18 protein-coding genes are annotated in these 20,807 nt (G+C 30.1%); 7 read left to right on the forward strand and 11 right to left on the reverse strand.

Annotation, left to right across the window (positions count from 1 at the left end; genetic code table 11):
• Positions 1–225: 225 nt before the first annotated feature.
• Positions 226–600: a hypothetical protein gene (locus MPF19_RS00595; protein WP_203393324.1), complete on the forward strand. Its 375-nt coding sequence runs from the start codon at positions 226–228 to the stop codon at positions 598–600.
• Positions 601–664: 64 nt separating this feature from the next.
• The gene (locus MPF19_RS00600; RefSeq protein ID WP_249986369.1) at positions 665–2,767 is read left to right on the forward strand and encodes a TonB-dependent receptor domain-containing protein; all 2,103 of its coding nucleotides are present in this window, start codon (positions 665–667) and stop codon (positions 2,765–2,767) included.
• An 84-nt stretch (positions 2,768–2,851) separates the two neighbouring features.
• Here the strand turns inward: MPF19_RS00600 and MPF19_RS00605 are convergent, their stop codons facing one another.
• Positions 2,852–3,433 (reverse strand): methyltransferase domain-containing protein, encoded by a 582-nt coding sequence (locus MPF19_RS00605; protein ID WP_249986798.1) that lies wholly within the window; start codon positions 3,431–3,433, stop codon positions 2,852–2,854.
• 104 nt (positions 3,434–3,537) lie between these two features.
• On the opposite strand from MPF19_RS00605, the gene nadA reads away from it, so the two are divergent.
• Positions 3,538–4,533: a quinolinate synthase NadA gene (nadA, locus tag MPF19_RS00610; RefSeq protein WP_203393326.1), complete on the forward strand. Its 996-nt coding sequence runs from the start codon at positions 3,538–3,540 to the stop codon at positions 4,531–4,533.
• Between the two features lie 9 nt (positions 4,534–4,542).
• A complete protein-coding gene (gene nadB, locus MPF19_RS00615; RefSeq protein ID WP_249986370.1) occupies positions 4,543–6,132 on the forward strand; it encodes an L-aspartate oxidase in 1,590 nt (529 codons plus the stop codon).
• Positions 6,133–6,184: 52 nt separating this feature from the next.
• Here nadB and trxA read toward each other — a convergent pair whose 3' ends face one another.
• From trxA to MPF19_RS00650, 8 genes are all read right to left on the reverse strand, one after another.
• Entirely contained in the window at positions 6,185–6,487 is a 303-nt protein-coding gene (gene trxA, locus MPF19_RS00620) for a thioredoxin (protein WP_249986371.1), read from the reverse strand.
• Positions 6,488–6,507: 20 nt separating this feature from the next.
• Positions 6,508–7,503, reverse strand: a complete 996-nt coding sequence (locus MPF19_RS00625) for a c-type heme family protein (protein WP_249986372.1) — start codon at positions 7,501–7,503, stop codon at positions 6,508–6,510.
• A 51-nt stretch (positions 7,504–7,554) separates the two neighbouring features.
• Positions 7,555–8,187: a Crp/Fnr family transcriptional regulator gene (locus MPF19_RS00630; protein WP_203393329.1), complete on the reverse strand. Its 633-nt coding sequence runs from the start codon at positions 8,185–8,187 to the stop codon at positions 7,555–7,557.
• Positions 8,188–8,310: 123 nt separating this feature from the next.
• Positions 8,311–8,442 (reverse strand): hypothetical protein, encoded by a 132-nt coding sequence (locus tag MPF19_RS19275; RefSeq protein WP_284041315.1) that lies wholly within the window; start codon positions 8,440–8,442, stop codon positions 8,311–8,313.
• A gap of 66 nt (positions 8,443–8,508) precedes the next feature.
• Positions 8,509–9,837 carry a TolC family protein gene (locus tag MPF19_RS00635; RefSeq protein WP_249986373.1) on the reverse strand — a complete coding sequence of 443 codons (1,329 nt, stop codon included), beginning with the start codon at positions 9,835–9,837 and terminating at the stop codon, positions 8,509–8,511.
• Positions 9,824–13,024, reverse strand: a complete 3,201-nt coding sequence (locus MPF19_RS00640) for an efflux RND transporter permease subunit (RefSeq protein WP_249986374.1) — start codon at positions 13,022–13,024, stop codon at positions 9,824–9,826. Before MPF19_RS00640 ends, MPF19_RS00635 begins: the two co-directional genes overlap by 14 nt.
• Positions 13,025–13,028: 4 nt before the next feature.
• Complete coding sequence (locus MPF19_RS00645) at positions 13,029–14,141, reverse strand: efflux RND transporter periplasmic adaptor subunit (RefSeq protein WP_249986375.1); 1,113 nt, start codon at positions 14,139–14,141, stop codon at positions 13,029–13,031.
• 10 nt (positions 14,142–14,151) lie between these two features.
• The gene (locus MPF19_RS00650; protein ID WP_249986376.1) at positions 14,152–14,547 is read right to left on the reverse strand and encodes a MarR family winged helix-turn-helix transcriptional regulator; all 396 of its coding nucleotides are present in this window, start codon (positions 14,545–14,547) and stop codon (positions 14,152–14,154) included.
• Between the two features lie 439 nt (positions 14,548–14,986).
• Here MPF19_RS00650 and MPF19_RS00655 point away from each other — a divergent pair, with 439 nt between their 5' ends.
• From MPF19_RS00655 to MPF19_RS00665, 3 genes are read left to right on the forward strand one after another with little or no spacing between them, the layout of a single operon-like run.
• Positions 14,987–16,177 (forward strand): GNAT family N-acetyltransferase, encoded by a 1,191-nt coding sequence (locus MPF19_RS00655; protein ID WP_249986377.1) that lies wholly within the window; start codon positions 14,987–14,989, stop codon positions 16,175–16,177.
• Positions 16,164–17,030: an acyl-CoA thioesterase gene (locus MPF19_RS00660; RefSeq protein WP_203393334.1), complete on the forward strand. Its 867-nt coding sequence runs from the start codon at positions 16,164–16,166 to the stop codon at positions 17,028–17,030. The genes MPF19_RS00655 and MPF19_RS00660 overlap by 14 nt, the downstream gene beginning before the upstream one ends.
• Before the next feature lie 57 nt (positions 17,031–17,087).
• Complete coding sequence (locus tag MPF19_RS00665; RefSeq protein WP_203393335.1) at positions 17,088–17,438, forward strand: SdpI family protein; 351 nt, start codon at positions 17,088–17,090, stop codon at positions 17,436–17,438.
• 257 nt (positions 17,439–17,695) lie between these two features.
• Here the strand turns inward: MPF19_RS00665 and recO are convergent, their stop codons facing one another.
• Positions 17,696–18,418, reverse strand: a complete 723-nt coding sequence (gene recO / locus MPF19_RS00670) for a DNA repair protein RecO (protein WP_203393336.1) — start codon at positions 18,416–18,418, stop codon at positions 17,696–17,698.
• 1 nt (position 18,419) lies between these two features.
• Positions 18,420–20,780 (reverse strand): type IX secretion system anionic LPS delivery protein PorZ, encoded by a 2,361-nt coding sequence (gene porZ / locus MPF19_RS00675; protein WP_249986378.1) that lies wholly within the window; start codon positions 20,778–20,780, stop codon positions 18,420–18,422.
• Positions 20,781–20,807: the final 27 nt, after the last annotated feature.

Genomic DNA, 20,807 nt, shown 5'->3' on the forward strand with positions numbered 1-20,807 from the left:
TTTTATTGTTTATAAATTAAATTCCGACCTACTATTTTCAGTCTCAATAGTTGGTTATTAATTTTACTTATGCAAATTTAATAAACAATAGTTTTTACAAATGCAACAAATGTTACTTAGAAGAAAATTTTATATGATTATTTTTGTAAAAACTGTGTAGAAAACAAAGATTTTTAATGATAAAAATCATACTAAAAGATATGTACATCTTTTAAATTTATATTTGTGAAGAACTGGAAAATCATTTTCCCAATATTATTTAGTACTCTTATACTCTACAATAGTTTAAGAGTGTCTATTACGTATATCTATTATAATTTAGACACAGCGGGTTTTATAGAAGCATATTGCGAAAACAAAGACAAACCAGCATTGCATTGTGATGGAAAGTGCCACTTAAAAAAAGTGACAAAAACTACAGACGAAGAAAAAAACCAACCAATACAACTTACTGATTTTAAAGATCTATTATTATATAGTGAAAAAGTGTCTTCTTTTCATTTAACTAAATTTACAGATCAAAATACATCTACTTTTCAGTATTTAAATCTCTATCATTTTAAATTACTAGCATCTTGTTTTCATCCGCCAAATGCATAATTTTCTTTTTATTTTATAGAACTTCTATAAAAAAACTACATAGTTAAAATTAAAATTATTACAGATGAAAATATTTTATAGTGTGCTTTTATGCACGCTAATTTCTGCTACATCTTATAGTCAAGAAAAAGTAGCCTCCAAAAAAGATAGTACGAAACAAAAAGCAGTACAACTAGATGAAGTTATCATTACAGGAAAAACAAAGAAAGACCCTGTATTTAGTTCCATCGCTAATAAATATGCTGAAAAAATAGTACAGCCAAAAAATGTTGCCGATTTATTTAACAACATCAATGGTTTTTCAGTAATTAAAAGAGGAAATTATGCCATAGACCCTTCTTTTAGAGGTGCGCAATATGAGCAATTAAACATTCAATATGACGGTGGTACAAAAGCAATGCATGCGTGCCCTAACAGGATGGATCCTGTAACAACACACATAATTCCTGAAGAAATTTCTAGAATTGAAATCATAAAAGGGCCTTATACTGTTAGATATGGTGCTACTTTTGGAGGAATTATAAACTTAGTTACACAAAAACCAAATTATGAAGATTATGGTTTTCATGGAAAAGTTTCTGGCGGCTTTGAAAGTAACGGAAACTCCATGGTTAATTTAGCAGAACTACAATACATCAATGAAAAATTTGATATTGTTGCCAATGGTGGTTATAGAGATTTTGGAAACTATAAAGATGGCTTTGGAACTGAAATTCCGTCTTCTTTTAAAAGCTCTGATTACGGAATTAAAGTTGGCTACAACTTTACCGAAAACCAACGTTTAAAAGTAGATTGGAGACAATCTTTTGGTCGTGATGTTTTACACGCTGCTTTACCAATGGATACAGAATATGACAACAGTAGTATTCTTTCTGTTGACTATAAAATAGACCATATAGCAAAAGTTATAAAAGCGATTACAGTAAAAGGATACCATAGTTATGTAGACCATTTAATGACCAATACTAACAGACCTTCATTTATGATGACGGAAGCTGCTTCTTCTGTTGAAGCTACTACTGCTGGTGGTAAAATTGAAATCAATTGGCTACCCTCTAAAGCGCTAGATATGTATTCTGGAATTGATTTAATGAATATTGCAAGAGATGGTGGAAGAACTAGAATTGTTAAAATGATGAATGGAAGTATGCTTGCAACACCAAAAACTTTTTATGATAAAACTTGGCAAGATTCTTACATTACAGACCTTGGTTTTTTTACAGAAGCAAAATACAGTGTCGCAGAAAACACCATTCTAACAGTTGGTATTCGTTATGACAATGTAACGTCTGATATTAAAGATCCGGCTGCAGATTTTGCCGCAATGTATAATTTAAAAAAACGTACAGAACATACTTTTAGCGGAACTGTTTCCATTAAAAAAATGATTTCAGACACCTATACTTTAGAAGCTGCTTATGGTCGTGGAACAAGAACTGCTAACATGATAGAGCGTTATATAAATCATTTTACAGTTGGGCAAGACCCTTATGAATATGTAGGAAATCCAGATTTAAAAGCGGAAGTAAACAATCAGTTTGAAATTGGAATTAAAGGTTTTGAAGTACTTAAAAACGGATTTAATAGTTTTCAGTTTGAAACTTCGGTGTACTATTCTTATTTCGAAAATTACATTGTAGGAATCGTAGATCCAAGCATTTCAAGAAAATTTAATCCAACTACAGATCCTACTAGTGTAAAAGTATTTCAGAATTTAGACGAAGCATACAAAACTGGTTTCGAAGCGATGGCTCGTGTAGATTTTTTAGATACTTATAATTTTAAAACGGAGTTTTCTTATGTGTATACAAAAAATAACGATTTAGACGAATCTTTACCTTTAACCCCACCTTTTACCACCAAATTTACTTTCGGTTTTCAAAAAGAATATATTTGGGCAAATGCGCAATATAATTTGGTTTCTAAACAAGACAATATTTCTGAAAGTTACGGAGAAACATCAACCGCAGGTTACCAAACTTTAGATCTTCGTTTTGGAGGAGTACCCATTAAAAATATTACCTTAGGTGTTGCTGTTTTAAATGTATTTGACAAAGGATATAACAGCCATTTAAACTTTTCATTTACAAATCAAGCAGATTTTGGAAGAACTCCGGTTACAGAACCAGGACGTAATTTCTCTGCATTTTTACAGTATAAGTTTTAGAAAAAGAGAATGTACAAACCTCAAAGGTTTTTATAACCTTTGAGGTTTTGTTTCAGATTTAACTCTAAAAATATCGTGTAATTTCTATTTCTTCACAAACTTAACAAACAACTCCATTTCTTGTCTGTTATGATAAGAATTATAACATTCTGTAAAAATATCCATTATAAAATGGGCTTCAAAATAGTTTATATATTCTTCTTTATTTCCACCAAAAGGTGGATGATCTTCATTGAGTTTTGCATCAAAAAACAAACCAACTAATTTACCTTCATCACTTAATAAATCTCTCATTTTTGATGCGTATTTTAATCGTAAATCAGGATTGATAGCACAAAAAAAAGTTTGTTCTATTATCAAATCGAAAGTAGCTTCTAAATCAAAAAAATTGCCATGAATTAATTGATTTTCAGGAAAACTGGGAACTCTATCTTTCAAATTCTCAAGCGGATTATGGCAAATATCAACCACAGAAACATTTTTAAATCCGTTGTTAAAAAGATACTCTGCTTCGTAAGAATTTCCACCACCCGGAATCAATATTTTAAGTTCTTTATTTGTTAATTGATCAAAATAAAATTTTAAAGGCGGAGAAACAACTCCTAAATCCCAACCAATTTTTTGAGTTTCATACTTTTTCTCCCAAAACTTCTCAGATAAATTCAACATTTCTAGTATTATAGTTATTATTTCATAGAATAACGGTAATCATTTTACTACCTACAAAATAGAGTTTATATTTGTAGTCTAGTTCAAAATAAACACTTTTTATGGAAACTTTAGATGCTGCAAAGAAAAATCTAACTGAAAAGGGATTTTTAGATATTGAAACTCCTAATATTGATTATGTTGAGGAAATCTTAAAACTAAAAAAAGAGAAGAATGCCGTTATTTTAGCGCATTATTATCAAATAGATGAGATTCAAGAAATTGCAGATTTTGTTGGTGATAGTTTAGCATTGGCGCAACAAGCCGAAAAAACAGATGCAGATATTATTGTTTTTGCCGGGGTTCATTTTATGGCAGAAACTGCCAAAATATTAAATCCGACTAAAAAAGTTTTATTACCAGACTTACTAGCAGGTTGTTCTTTAGCAGATTCTTGTCCGCCAGAACAGTTTTCAGAATTTAAAAAGAAACACCCAGACCATATTGTTGTTACGTACATTAATTGTTCTGCAGAAATTAAAGCGTTAAGCGATTACGTTTGTACCTCATCTAACGCTAGAAAAATTATCGATTCTATTCCGCAAGATCAACCTATTATTTTTGCACCAGATAGAAATTTAGGAGATTATTTAAACAAAGAAACAGGTAGAGAAATGTTACTTTGGGATGGCGCTTGTATGGTTCACGAAGCTTTTTCTATGGAAAAGTTAATAACTTTATACACAGAACACCCAGATGCAGAATTAATTGCGCATCCAGAATCTGAAGCACACATGCTAAAAGTGGCTAAATATATTGGCTCTACTTCTGGTCTTTTAAATCATGTAAAAAACAGCGATAAAAAGAAATTTATTGTAGCTACAGAAGCTGGTATTTTGTTTGAAATGATGCAAGAAAATCCTGATAAAATAATTATTCCTGCACCAGCAAAAGAAGATAATACTTGTGCTTGCAGCGAATGTGCATACATGAAAATGAATACAATGAAAAAATTGTATTTATGTTTAAAACACGAATTACCCAATATAGAAGTTGAAGAAGAATTGGCAAAAAAAGCAATTATTCCTATCAACAGAATGTTAGAACTTTCTAAATAACACCTTAAAATGTTACCTGATAAAAAAATAATTTCTACAGATTTTCTAGTAATTGGTTCTGGTATTTCCGGATTAACTTTTGCCCTAAAAACGGCAACTAAGTTTAAAGATGCCAAAATTACAATTGTTACAAAAGACGAACAAAGTGAATCTAACACTAAGTATGCACAAGGTGGAATTGCTACTGTTTATAACAGAACTGTAGATAGTTTTGAGCAACATATAAATGATACTTTAGTTGCTGGAGATGGTTTGTGCGATGAAGAAGTAGTAAAAATGGTGGTAGGTGATGCTCCAAAAAGACTTCAAGAATTAATTGATTGGGGAACCCAATTTGATGAAAATGAAAATGGAGATTACGATTTAGGTCGTGAAGGAGGACATTCTCAAAATAGAATTTTACATCATACAGATATTACAGGCGCAGAAGTTGAACGTGCCTTATTAGCACAAGTAAATGCACTTGAAAACATTGATTTTTTAACGCATCATTATGCAATTGATTTAATTACCGAGCATCAAACAAAAAAGAGAAAGACGAAACGAAATGGCAAAATTTCTTGTGATGGTGCTTATGTTTTAGATGAAAAAAATGCAATTGTAAAAACTTTTGTAAGCAAATTTACCATTTTAGCTTCTGGTGGTAATGGACAAGTATATGAAACTACTACAAACCCTGTGGTTGCTACTGGTGATGGAATAGGAATTGCATACCGTGCAAAAGCAGAAATATCTGAAATGGAGTTTATTCAATTTCATCCAACGGCATTATACAACCCAGGAGAATATCCTGCTTTCTTAATTTCTGAAGCCGTTAGAGGTTTTGGTGCTAAGTTAAGAGACTACAATGGTAACTTCTTTATGCATAAATATGATGAAAGAGAAGAATTAGCCTCTAGAGATATTGTTGCTAGAGCTATAGATAACGAATTAAAGAAGAGTGGAAAACCACATGTATATTTAGATTGTACGAATTTAGATATGGAAAAATTTAAAGAGCATTTTCCTAATATTACAGAAAAATGTGCTTCTTTAAATATTGATGTAACTAAAGATTATATTCCTGTTGTACCTGCATCTCATTATATATGTGGTGGTGTAAATGTGAACAAAAAAGCGAAAACTTCTATTAAGAATTTATACGCTTGTGGTGAGGTTACCAGAACTGGTTTGCATGGTGGAAATAGATTGGCATCTAATTCTTTATTAGAAGGATTAGTCTATGCTCATAAAGCTTTTTTAAATGTTTCTAAAAAATTTAATAAAGCTAAAATGCCTAAAGATGTTCCTGTATGGAATGACAATGGTGTTATTAAAAACATGGAAAAAATATTAATTGCTCATGATAGAAATGAAGTAAAAACTATTATGACAAATTATGTTGGTATTGTGCGTTCTAACGAGCGTTTAAAACGTGCTGAGAAGAAGTTAAGGGTACTTTATGAAGACAACAAACGCTTGTATGATTATTCTGAACTTTCTGTAGATTTATGCGAATTAAGAAACCTTATTACAACAGCATATTTAATAACCCAATTTTCTAAAAAGAGAACCGAAAACTGTGGTGGTTTTTATAGTTTAGATTGTATTACTGAATAAAGAAAGCACCTAAAATTAATTAGATGCTTTCATTTAATACTATTGTAAATAATTAAATCCCCCGATTATTATTTACAATAGAAACTAAATCTTTTTTCTGGACAACACCAGACTGCCTCCAAACCTGTTTACCAGATTTAAATAAAATTAAAGTAGGCACACCTCTAACTTGGTATTTTGCTGCTATAGGTTGATTTTTATCAACATCAATTTTAATAATAGAAACGGTATCACCTAAGGCGTCTTTTACTTCTTTTAAAATTGGACTCATCATTTTACAAGGGCCACACCATTCTGCAAAAAAATCTACTAAAACAGGTTTATCTTGATTTATAATTTCTGAAAAATTGCTCATGCCTAAGAACTTTTTTATGATTATTTGTTAAAGGTAATACTCCAAATTCCTCTTACTTGGTTTTCACTATATCCAATTGCCAAATCATTTGGATATAACTTATCTATTTGCGCTAAAGTGCTGTTTTTAATATCTACAGTTGGTTTTCCGTGACATTGTAAACACATACTATTTGTTTTAATTGGATAATACACTTTTACATTTTCTGCAGATTCTATAACAACTGGTACTGACTCTTTATTTAATTTAGCCTCTTCTTTAAACACTGTAATATACCCATTTTCTATAACATCTGCCTTATTCTTAGGGTTTCTGGGTTTATCAGACACCCTTTTAATAGTTGCTTTGTGTACCACAGACATACTATCTGTTAAAGGGAATGCTTTTACATTACAAAATTTTAATGCAGCTAGCGTTCCTTCTTTTTGAATTTTACTCATTAAGTTTTTCCCTAAAACTGCCTTCGTAGAAAGTGCATATTTTAAACCTCTTTCATTGTAAGGTACGTTTTTAAAATTATTTCCTTGTTGTTGTCTTCTCATTCCATTGCCATTCCCCATTCCATTACCGTTTCCATTTCCATGCTGTTGATTATAATGTTCTTCAAACCATGCTGGTTTTTCAATATCAAACTCAAATATATAATCTGCAATTTGTTTGACTGTTTCTTCTGGAAAAGCCATTTTAGGCATTACTCCAAAACGTTTTACAGCGCCATACATTTTAGCATTTTCTGTTGTTGGGTTTTTAATAAAATCTTGCAAGGAATTAATAAATGCTTCTTTAGAACTATTGCCCATTGAATAACGCTTTTTTATAGCAATCATTGGTGGTGCAATTCTATTATCTTCTATGGTGGTTGGGTTGTGGCATACATAACAGTTTGTTTCCATTAACTTTTTACCTGGATGGTTTTGCATTTCTGAAACGTCATCCTTTTTAGAATATGAAGGCTTTTTAGAATCTTTGCAACCAAATAGAACAGCAATTGCTATGAAAAAAGTAAAATATTTCATTGTTTTTATTACAAAAATAAGACTCCACTTTAAATTACACAGTAACTAATGTTACAGTTCTAAAACTTTTATACTATTTCTAAATAATTGAATTTTACTTTCGTTTTCTAATTTTTTTAATAATCTAGATACTACAACTCTAGAGGTGTGTAAGTCTTCAGAAATTTGTTTGTGTGTAACATGTAAAAGATCATTATGGGTAACCATCGCCTTGTCTTTTAAGTATTTAAAAAGGCGTTCATCCATTTTTAAAAAAGCAATCGTATCTAAAGCTTCTAAAAGCTCATCCATTCTACTATGATACGTTTGTAAAATATAAGATTGCCAAGATTTATATTTCCCTAACCAATCTGCCATTTTTTCTTTTGGCAACATAATTAGCTCAACATTTGTTTCTGCAACAGCTCTAATTTTACTTTTTGTTTGTCCCATACAACAAGAAAGCGTCATGGCACAAGTATCTCCTTTTTCTAAATAGTATAAAACAATCTCATCACCATTTTCATCTTCTCTAAGAATTTTAATGGCTCCAGAAATTAATAAAGGCATCGATTTTATATAATCTCCAACTTCTATAATAGTAGTATTTTCTTTAAACTCTTTAGAAACACCTAATTGCTCAATCTCTAAGATTAAATCTTTCTCTAAAAGATAACCAAAATTATTTTCTAGTTTATTAGTCATATACCTTATTTTTTTCATCTATAAAAATAGTGAAATAGTTGTTAAAAATAAAGCATATTCTAACTTAATGTAACCACAAAAGCCCGAGATAACCTCAGGCTCTTATAAAATATTTGGGGGAAATTATTTTGCTTTTTTATCTGTACTCATTAATAAATAAACCGTGACAACCAAACCAACAACAACTACAGCAAAAATACCTATCATAATGGTACCATTTACCCAAGAAACCTGTGGTATATTTAAAAAATTCATAAGCGTTTTATTTTAAATTCAAAATTAATATATAAAATTATTTTAAGATATGACAAAAATCAGTTTTTAAAAACGCACATTTAGAATGTCTCCACTTAATTGTAAAAGCTGTAATTCTATCAATTTTGCATCAAATTTAGCATTATTATATGCTGTTTTAGAATTGATAAAATTAATTTGAGCTTGTCTAAACTCAATAGAAGTAATTTGCCCCAACTTGTAACGCTCTCTACTTCTATCAAAATTATTTTGTGTAGTTAACACGTTTTTTTCTTGTGCTTTTAGAATAAATAATTGGTTTTGATAATTTTCCCAAGTATTTTTCAGATTATTATCGATGGTTACTTTTTGCTGTTCTAATAATATTTGCTGATTTTCTAATGCTATTTTTGCGTTGGCAACCCTTGTTTTTGTGCCTCCTCCGTCGAACAAATTCCAAGACAAACTTAAACCAGCATTTAATCCGTTAGATGATGTAGATTTTGGCTGAAAGGCATTGGCAAGGTTTTCGTTATCATTCTGATTCCAACCATAAGATGAACTAAAACCTAAAGTTGGTAAATAATTTGCCTTATTTATTTTGATGTTAAACTCACTAATGGCAATGTTTTTTTCATTTTGTTTAAGGGTAGAATTATTAGAAATTGTTTTTTGTTGCAAATCTTCAAAATTCATCATTTTATTAAAAAGAACCTCAGTTTCAACAATAAAAGTTACCTCTTTCTCAACACCCAATATAATGTTTAAATTACGTTTTGCGTTGCTTAATTCTTGGTTGGCATTTATTAAAGTAATGCTATCATTATTTACATCAACCTCTGCATTTAATAATTCTAACCTTGTAGATTGCCCGTATTCATATTGATATTTTGCACGTAGTAAACGTTGTTTAGAAATAGACAATGCTTCGTCTAAATTCGATTTATTTTCTGATAACCTTGCAATTTGAAAATAAGAGGTAAACAATTGTAAATACGTGTTTTCAATCGTTTCTCTGGCTTGTAATTCGGTTAAATTATACGTTTCTTTTAATTGCTGATAATTGTATTTTCTTCCCAAACCATCAAAAAGAGTATAATTTATACCAATACTTGCACTATAAGACTTGGTTATTGCACCTGTTGTAGATGTTGGGTCTCCTGTCTGTGGTGTGTTGGTTTGATTATTATTACTATAATTTGCACCAGAAGAAATACTAGCTGTCGGTAAAAAACCAGTATTGTAAATACTTTTATTGTTTTTTGCAACGTCTAAATTATTGTTCGCTATTTTAATTCCGAAATTATTTTCTAAGGTAATTTCTAGCGCTTCTTTCTTTGTTAGAATTTCTTGCGAAAATCCTTGTAAAGTCGATAAAATTCCGACTACTAATATGGTGTTTCTAATGATCTTCATGTTCATCAAATTTAGATTCTATGATAGCTCTTTCTACTTCTTCTTTATTTACTTTCTCTCCTGTTTTTAGCCATTTTATGCCCACTTTTACACTGTTAGAAACAGATAATAATAATGGTAACATTACCAATGTTAATATCGTTGCAATGGCTATTCCGTAAGAAATAGATATTGCCATTGGTATTAAAAATTGTGCTTGTCTACTTTTTTCTAATAATAACGGAGCCAAACCTGCAACTGTTGTTAAAGAAGTTAATACAATAGCTCTAAAACGAGATTGACCTGCTCTAATAAGAGCTTCATCGAATTTCATTCCTTCTTTTAAGTAAGTGTTGAATTTACCAATTAAAACCAAGCCATCATTTACCATAATTCCTACCAGAGCTATAATTCCTAAAAAGGATAAAATACCAATTGAAAAATTATGAAAATAATGTCCCCAAACAACACCAATCATACTAAAAGGAATCATTACAATTAATAATATTGGTTGACTGTAAGAACGGAATGTAAAGGCAATTACAATATAAATCAATAGTAAAATAATAGGACCTACTACGCCAACTGAATCTGTAGTTTTCTTAGCTTCTCTATTTTGACCTTCATACAAAGGAGTTACGGTGTGGTATTTAGAAAGTATTTCTGGCATTACTTTTAACTTAATGTCATCTAAAACTTCTGTTGCACTCGTTTCAAGGTCTTTTAAATCTGCCGTAATTTGAATTTCTCTTTTACCATCTAAATGATTAATGGCAATATCTCCTCTTTCTATGGTATAATTTGCAATTTCAGAAAAAGGAATTCTTGTTCCTGTTGCTGTAATAATACGCATGTCATCTAAATCTTTTATAGAAGACCGGTCTTTTCTATCATAACGAACCCAAACTTTAATTTCATCTTGACCTCTTTGAAAACGTTGTGCTTGAAAACCAAAGAAACCAGACCTAACTTGACTCATTACAGATTGCAAGGTTAAACCTAATAAGTAGGCATTGTCTTTTAATTTTATTTTTACTTCTTTAATTCCTGCCGGATCGTTGTCTGAAATATCTTTTAAAAGCGGATTATTTTCTAACTCATGTTTTAGTTCTTCTTTGGCAGCTTTTAATTCTGTAATATTATTTCCTAATAAAGAAACCGCCACTGGGCTTCCTCCAAAATTACCACCAGAACCAAAGATTAAACTCTCTACACCTGTAACTTTACCAACTTTATCTGTAATTGTATTTGTTATTTCTGGTGATGAAAAATCTCGTGCTTCTCCTGGTAATAAATTTACCGTTAAAGTTGCATTTGCACTACCAGGACCAATTCTTTTTATTACATTTTCTATAACTTGTACATTACCTGTTTGTTTTTTGGTATACTCATCATTCACCAACCAAACCTTTTTTTCTATGGATGAAATAATAGAATCTGTAATTTGCTCGTTTGTACCTTGTGGCATTGTTAGTGTAATTTTAACACTATCACTTGCTACTCTAGGAAAAAAGGATTGTTTTACAATACCCGCTTTCATTGCCATAAAACTAAAAATTACCAAGGCAATTGGAATAGCAAACGCAAAGATTTTATTTTTTAATGAAAACTTTAAAAAAGGCACATAATAATTGTCTCTTAATTTACCCAAACCTTTATCTGCCGCTCTATTTATTTTATTAAAAAAAGCATCTATGGCATTTTTCTTAACTTCTACTCCGTTTTCTAAACGTTTTCTATCTAAAGCCTTAGAATGCGCAATGTGAGCCGGTAAAATAATTAACGCTTCTACTAAAGAAACTGTTAAGGTTAACATTACAATTGTAGATACTTCACCAAAGAAATCTCCTATTCTTCCATCAACAAAAAAGAACGTAGAAAACGCGATAAGAGTTGTTAGAATTGCAGAAACAATTGGCGGAATTACTTCCATAGTACCGTCTATGGCTGCTTGAATTTTAGATTTCCCTAAATCGTAATAATGATGATAAATATTTTCTCCGATTACAATACCATCATCTACCAAAATACCAATAACGATGATCATTCCAAAGAGAGATAGTACGTTTATAGTAACATCAAATTGAGCAGCAAAAATAAACATCCCAAAAAAGGAAATTGGCAAACCAAAAGCTACCCATATTGCCAAACGTAAGTTTAAAAACAACGCTAAAAAGAAAAGTACTAGCAAAATACCTGCAATACCATTTTCTATCAATAATTTAGTTCTACCATTTAATGTTGTACTTCTATCACTTGTAATGTTAAGTTGTACATTCTGATTTTCTTGATTGTATTTGTGTATGTATTCTTTTATTTTATCAGCAGAAGATATTAAATCTTCATTATTTGTATTACTTACAGTAATATCTATGGCTAAATTTTCATTATAATACAACCTGTCTGGTGTTTCAGACCAAGTATCTCTAACTTCTGCTACATCTTTTAAACGGATAATATTTCCGTTAGTTTCTGTTCTAACAATTAAATTTAAAAGTTCGCTTCCATAATAAAAACGATTACTTGCTCTAATTAAATAATCTTCTTGTTCGGTTTTTATATTACCACCTGTAATTAATAGATTAGAGTTTTGTATTGCTGCAGCTACTTCAGAAAAAGACATGTTATACGCTAGTAAATCATTTTCTCGTATTGCTATTTCTATTTCTTCATCTGGAAAACCAGACAATGAAACTTGCGAAATTCCGTCTATTCCTCTAATATCATTTTCTACATTTCTAGCGTATTGTTTTATAGATTTAAGGCTTAAGTTATCTCCACTAATGGTAAAACTAATTGTGGGTCTAATGTTTTCTACTTTTGCAATAACTGCTGGCTCCATACCAGAAGGAAAAGAAGGCACTCTGTCTACTGCATTTTTTACATCAGATAAAACAACATCTATATTTTTTCCTTTTTCTACTTCTATATTTACCGTTGCAGAATTTTCTCTAGACACAGAGGTTACTCTTTCTACACCAACAATTCCTTTTAAATTGTCTTCAATTTTTAACACCACACCTTCTTCCATTTCTTGTGGAGAGGCTCCCGGATATGCTAATGAAATTTTTATTAATTGCGAGTCTGTTAGCGGGAAAAAGGAGGACTTCATATTTAAAGCACCTACCAATCCGAACAAAACAAAAGCAATAATAAATATATTAACTGCAACAGGGAATTTAATAAAATATGTAATTATTTTCTTCATACAATTACTTTTTATTAATTTTTACAATCATACCGTTAAATGCCCCAGGTAAAACCTGTGATAACATTTTTTGATTATTTTCTAAACCTTTTACAACCACTGTTTCTGAATTAAAATAAACAGGATTAATGGTAGTTAATGTTAAAATACTATCGTTTTTAACTGTGTACACTGCTTTATTATTTACCAATAACTTTCTAGAAATTTCTAAGGCATTCGATTCTGATTTCGCAACCAAATTGGCTTCTAAAAACATCCCTTCTTTTAAATCTGGATGCTTTACATCTACGTAGACTTTTATAGTTTGAGAAACCTGATCTACTTTTCCATTAACACGAACAACTTTTCCTGTGTAATTTTTAGTTTTTTCTAAATTTGTGAGTGCAACTGTATTTCCTACTTTTAATAAGTCTGCAAATTCAGAACTGATAGAAACTTCCATTTCATAAACACTTGGGTTTATAAATTCTCCTAATTTTTGTCCAACTCTAACCAAAGATCCAGGCGTCACCAAAGCTTCTGTAAGAGTCCCCGTAAAAGGCGCTCTAATTTGATGTTTAGACAAACGAACTTCTAAGTTTTTAACATTGTAGTATGCAGTAACAATACCTCTACCATTAATAAAATACTTTTCTTTATCAGAAGAGAATGCTGGTAATTTTGGGGTAGTAGAATTCATGTCAAAACCTTTAATATAGGTTTCCCATTTGCTAAATTCATTAGGGTAATCTAAACGTAAATCTGGTAAAATTGCTGTAATTAAATTATTTAAATTACTTTTTTGAGATTGTAAACTAGCATAAAACTCATCGCTATTAATACTTAACAAGGTTTCGCCTCGGTTATAATTTGTACCCGCTTTAAATAGTTTGGTAGAAGTTTTTAAAATACCAGAAACTTCAGAATATATTTCTATTTTATTTTTTGCTGTTAAATTACCGTTCGCAGATAAAATAATAGGAATCTCTTTATTCTCTACGCTTTTTACGTAAGCAGTTTTAATTTGCCTTTTATATTTTGGTTTTGGCTTTTGGTTTTTATCAATTAGATAATTACCTAAAATTATTGCTCCTACAATAGCTAAAACCCCTAGAACGGCTAGTATAATTTTTCTCATAAATCGGTTGTTAAATATGTTTTAATTTAGAATATAAATTAGTCTGTATTTTTTTAAAAATATTAATTATTTGTTGTTTATCTTCCGGCGTAATATTAGTTTCCATAGTGGTAATTAAATCTTGAATAATAGGTTTTGCTTTATTAAAAACTTCTTTTCCTAAATTGGTTATGTATACATTTTTAATACGTTTGTCGTCTTTATTTTGTTCTCTAAAAATGTAGTTTTTCTTTTCCATATTTACTAACAAACGTGCCAAAGAAGATTTGTTTCTTAACGTTAAAAAAGCCAAATCATGTTGATTTAAACCGTCTTGATCATGTAACTTTTTTAAAAGCATCATTTGTTCTTTAGTAAGATCTATGTTTCTAGATCTAAATGATTCTTGAAAAAAAAAATTAACCATTTTCCCTGTTTTCCCAAGCCAAGGGCCTATTGAGTTTTCAAAATCTATATGTTGTTCATCATTTTTCACGCAGCAAAAATAAACATAATCTCAATTAGTTGTATATGCAACTAATTAAGGTTGTGTTAAAGAAATCATAATTTTATGTATTCTTATTTTTTATGCCTCTTTATATTCAAAAAATATATAAATGCTTATAATTATAGAATTTCTCGTGCTTTTAAAAATGCCAAAAGAAGTTGTTTTAATAGAGCTTCTAAATTTGTGCTTTTTGGTAGAACAAACTGTATATACCCAAGATGTATAACTGGTATTATAATTGAAGACCATAAAATCTATTTGATTAAATAGTGAATTATTACATTAGAAAACGGAACTTTGCAAATAAAGAGAACTCCTTTAGAAGCAACCGAAAATTTAAAACCTTATATGAATTAATTTGATTTGTTGTACCAATACAAATACCGCGCAATTTTTCTCTTCTATAGATGAAATCCCTTCTCAAATCTGGGAAAAATTAGGTTGTACAATAAATATTTATTTTCATCCAGACTTTTTAAAATCAATAGAAAAAAAGCACCCAGAAATAACATTTTCTTATATTGTTTTGGTTGATAACAAAAACCAACCTACTGCATTTGCTAGTTTAAAAATGATTGATTTTGAATTGAATTCTATTAAAAACGATTTTGAATTTTTAAAAGAGATTGGTAGAAAGTTACATGTATTTCCAGATAAAAAACCTTTAAAATTACTAATCTGTGGAAACACTTTTGTGAGCGGAGAACATGGAGTTTTTATAAAGGATGGTCAAGATAAAAAAGCCATTATAAAAGAATTGGCAGAAAGTATTAATCATTTTGTAAATTCTGATAAAAAGCTAAAAAAACAGATTGATGCCTTTCTTGTAAAAGACTTTGCAAAGGAATCATTGTTTATAACTGATGTTTTAAAAGATTACAAATACCATCCATTTTCTGTAGAGCCTAATATGAAACTTCAGCTGCATGATAATTGGCAAAATTTTGACGATTATTTAGCTGCGATGAAAACCAAGTTTAGAGTAAAAGCAAAAAAAGCTTTTAAGCAAAGTGCCGCAATTAAAATTAAAGAAATCACTTTAGAAGACATCGAAGAGATGTTACCTAAAATGACTGCTCTCTATGAAAAAGTGGCTCTGAATGCTGGTTTTAATTTGGGGATTTTTAATTTGGAAACATACAGGGATTTAAAGGAAAAATTTGGGGGTAATTACATTTTAAAATCTTATTGTTTAGATGATAAAATTGTTGGTTTCATTTCTGGCATCATCAACAAAGAGTCTTTAGACGCCCACTTTGTAGGCATCGATTATCAACTAAATAGAGAGTATGCCATTTACCAAAGAATGTTGTACGACTATATAGAAATTGCTATTGATAAAAAACTAAAAACCATTAATTTTGGAAGAACCGCTAGCGAAATAAAAAGTTCGGTTGGTGCAGTTCCTCAAGATTTAACCATGTATCTTCGTCACAAGAAAACTATTAAAAATAAAATTTTAAAGTTATTTTTGCAAAGAGTTCAACCAACTCCATTTCAACAAAAATTTCCATTTAAAAATTTAGAAATTTCTCATGAAAAACACTAAAGAATTAATTGCCCTTTTAAACTTAGAAAACTTAGGAAACCATAATTTTAGTGGAAATAGCGTTACTATTGGTAGCCCAAGTGTTTTTGGCGGACAAGTTATAGCACAAGCCGTAAATGCAGCTTATAAAACCATACCAGAAAATCGTTTTTTACATTCTTTACATTCTTATTTTTTAGAAGCCGGAGATCTAACGATTCCTATTAATTACCATGTACAAGAAGTAAGAAATGGTGGTAGTTTTTCTACAAGAAGAGTTACTGCTAGCCAAAATGAAAAAACTATTTTTATTTTAGCAGCTTCATTTCATAAAAAAGAAGATGGTTTTGAACATCAAACAACATTTGATTCTAACATAAAACAACCCGAAAAATTGTTAAGTTGGGATGATTTGTTGGATAAATTTGGCGATTTTTTACCAAAATCTATGAAATACTTTTTAAGTATAGAAAGACCTATAGAATTTAAACCGGTTAGAATTCCCAACCCATTACAACCAGAAAACTTACCACCAACAGAACAAGTTTGGTTTCGTTTAAAAGGAGATAAACAAGAAATGGGTTTTAGAACAAAACAAGAAATTCTTGCTTATATTTCTGATTATAACATCTTAAACCCTGCATTTAATCCGAATGCAAGTAATTATAATTTTGGCAATACGCAAACGGCAAGCTTAGACCATACTATGTGGTTTTTTAGAGATTTCGATTTTGATGATTGGATGCTCTATTCTGTGGAATCTCCAAATGCTTTTGGGGCTAGAGGATTATCTAAAGGAAATATTTTTACAAGAGATGGTAAATTAGTGGCTTCTGTTGCGCAAGAAGGATTGTTAAGACCTATTAAAAAGTAGTAGCAGTAGCAGTAGCAGTAGCAGTAGCAGTAGCAAAATTAAAAATTTAGAATTATTATGAGTCCAGTTATTTATATTTTAACCACAAACGGATTGCTTTTTTTAATGAGTATTATTTTTCTAAAATTTCCTCCAAAGAAAATAAATAATTGGTACGGTTACAGAACACCAAAAACAATGCTCAATCAAAAAATATGGGATTTTGCGCATGCCGTTTTTAGTAAAAACTTACTTATTTATGCGGGAATTTCACTTTTAGGTGGTTTGGTATTTGCATACTTTGCAACTAAAGAATTGACTTGGCAACCTATGATTTTGGTGTTATTATCTGTTTTAGTTAGCATTATAAAAACAGAAAGAGCATTAAATGATAATTTTACAGAAGAAGGTAAAAAGAAGAAAAATTAGATTTTTTTCAAACTAAAAAACCTTTTTAAACACCTATCAACATTAGCCTTTACTAAAAATAGTTTACGTTTATGTTAACTTTATGAAGTTCATTTTTTTTAGATAGAAATTATAACTTAAAGATTTGAATTATAAAACAGGGTATTGAATAAGCCTATTTTTTTTAATACAAAACACTTAAAAACAATCAATTGAACACGTCTTACTTCTTTTAGCGAAGCGGTCTTAAGTCTTTTTTAGTCTGTATTTTTGACGTATCAACTAAAAACAGTTTCTAAAATTTGTAACGATTTTGGTTTTCTAAAACCATCTAAATGCAATTCGAAATACTGAATAATTATTTTTAAGACAATCTGTCTCTCTTGTTTTCCAAAAGATACATTTTCTATTTCATCAAAAGTAATCCCTAACAGCTTTTTAAATTGGTAATAATAATTGCCAGAAATAATATTTTTAGGAGAAGTTAAATCAGAAAAGACTCCTTCACTTAAATCAAACCCTAACTTATCTTTCTCAGATAAATCTGGATAAAAGCCCAAAAAACGTGTTAAATTCAATAAAAACAACAAGTGAAAGTTTGCTATTTTATCGTGTAAATCTAACCAAATAAGCCCCGATTCTAAATACTCAAAAAGGTCTTCATTTTTCTCTTCCTCTTTTATTGCATAAGACAAAACTTCAGACAAAAACAATACCACAGATTGTTTAACAATGTCTCTATAAATAGTTTGATATGGGTTAGAAACCTGAACTTCTTTAATAGAGTTTAAAGTTCCTTTATTATTATGACTTGCAACAATAATAAGTTGTGTTAATGGTTGAAAATAAGCTACTTTTAAGCCTCCTTTTTTAGCTTTTAAAATACCTCTAATTAAATAAGACTTTACACCTTCTTCTTCAGTATAACATTTTACAATTAAACTAGAATCACCAAATTTTAGAGTACTTAAAACAATTGCCTTTGTAGTTACAATAGCCATATTAATTTACAATTGCAATTTTTGTAACGCCTGTTTCTGAAGCATCATCATTAGATAATAACACAATATAAATACCAGAAGCTACTTTAGTACCTGCCAGATTTTTTTTATCCCAAACCACTTTTCCCCCTTGTAATTCCTGCCCTTCTACTACATTGGTTTCATACACCAAATTACCAGCAACATCTATTATTTTTACGTTGGTTCCTTTAGGTAAATGGGCTCCGTTTCTACCATCAATAGTTATCGTTTCATGATTTTTTAAAGCAGGATTTGGGTATGCATACACCTCAGGAATTACATCTCCAAAGGGCGACACTTTACTATTATAAGCAACAATACCTTTATTGGTTGCAAAATAAACTTTACCAGTACTATTATCTACGGCAATTTTTACAATTTTATTAGATGGTAATGGCGAATTGTCCATGCTAAAATTTGCTAACGTTGTTTGCCCATTCGGATTTGTATAAATTACACCACCATTATCTGTACCAAACCATTTATTATCTGCACCATCTATTGCAATACTATTAACTCTTTGATCTCCTAAAAGTCTTTCTCCAAAACCCTCTTCGTTTCCGTTAATAACTACAGCATTAGCGTTTGGTGTGGTATCATCAAAAACGCCTGATGCATTGTTATACATTACCAAACCAGATCTGGTACCAATCCAAACTCTATTACTACCATCTATAGCTACAGATTCTACATTTGCATCCGGAAGATTTCCTAAGTTAGGGGTTGCAATCAATGCTTTTTTTCTATTTCCGTTTTCATTAAAAACGTAGACTCCATTTGCTCTAGCCCCATACCAAAGACTGTTATTGTTATCTATAGCAATTTCACTAATACCTGCTTTACTAACATCTGTTTCTACAGATCTCATATCAAAACTAGACCAATTGCCGCTTGTAGAAAGTTTGTGTAACTCATTATCTACTAAAACATTTGTAACCCATAAATTTCCTTGCGGATCGAAAACAGTACCACTAACTCTTATGGTTACTCTGTTTGGGATATCCGCAACAATATCTTCTAAAGAACTATTAGAATCATTATAAAATGTTTTTAATTCATCGTTTTCTATCACTAATAAACCTCCTGTTGCATTTTTATTATTAATAGAAGTTATATTCGTATCACCAAAAGAACTTACATATACTTTGTTTTCTGCATTTGGGTCAATGGTAATATGGTTTAAATCTGTAAATGGAGCCTCTGCATTTAAATTTATATTTTTCCATTTTTCTCCATCGGGTTCTCCCTTGTTATAGTGGCTGATAAAACCTATTCTATTTCCAATAGGCGTATACGTAGCATCGTACCCTCCATAAACAACCCAAACATTACTATTACTCGCAGTAATAGAAAAAACATCATTTTCTACAGGACCTTCTGGATGAATTTCTAAATAATCAACGCCATTTGCAGCTTTTTGTAAAACACCAAACTCTTGTGTTGCTAGATAAACAATATCATTTTCAAAAAAAGAAGTGTTTAGAGTAAAATCAAAATCGGTTGTTCTGTTAAATTGAAAGGGGGTGTTTAATGATGTATCTAAAATCTCTGAACTCTCGTTTAGAGTTACTGCTAAAAAAGAAGGTGAACTTTTAATAGAAACAATTGTTTGAGAAAAACTTCTTTTTTCACTTAAACTCACTCCATTTATTTCATACAATCTTGTTCCTGAAACCGTATAAACAGTATTATTAAAACTTAATATTTCATTAAAATTTATACTTGTAGAGTGTTGTTGCCAATTATTAGAATCTATTAACAAATTACTTGTTATATCTGCCGTAAAAAACCCATTTTCTGTGGCTGCATAAATAGTATTATTAAACACTACAGTTTGATTCACTTTTACAGCACTAGAACCCGAACCTATAAAATAGGTGTCTCCAAACTCTAACTTATCAATATCATAAGCAACAATAGCAAATGGTGTAGACAAATACAATTTATTGTTATACTCCGTAATATCATTGATACTTTTTTCTCCAGATTGATTAAAACTTACAATATCTGATGAAATGGTTATTAAACCATCCTTATCTACAACTTCTACCAAGCCATTTTCATAACCAATTACAAGCCTCTCAAAAGCACTACTGTAATGAATAGCACTTGTAATTTCTCCAGACAAACCTTGTATAGAAGATAGTTTTTCTATCTCATTAGTAGTCACATCATACGTAAAAACAGCATTGTCTGCCAATGCATAAATTACATTATCTACCTTCACAAAATCTTTTACATTGTTGTAAGAATAAAAATCTTCCCAAGAAGCACTGTAATCTGTTTGAGCAGAAAAAAGTACTGAAAATAGCAATATATATAGTAATAATAGTTTTTTCATTATTAAATTTTGATTCTCAAAGATATT

Origin of the sequence: Polaribacter sp. Z014 (assembly GCF_023555435.1) — a bacterium.
Lineage (GTDB): Bacteria > Bacteroidota > Bacteroidia > Flavobacteriales > Flavobacteriaceae > Polaribacter.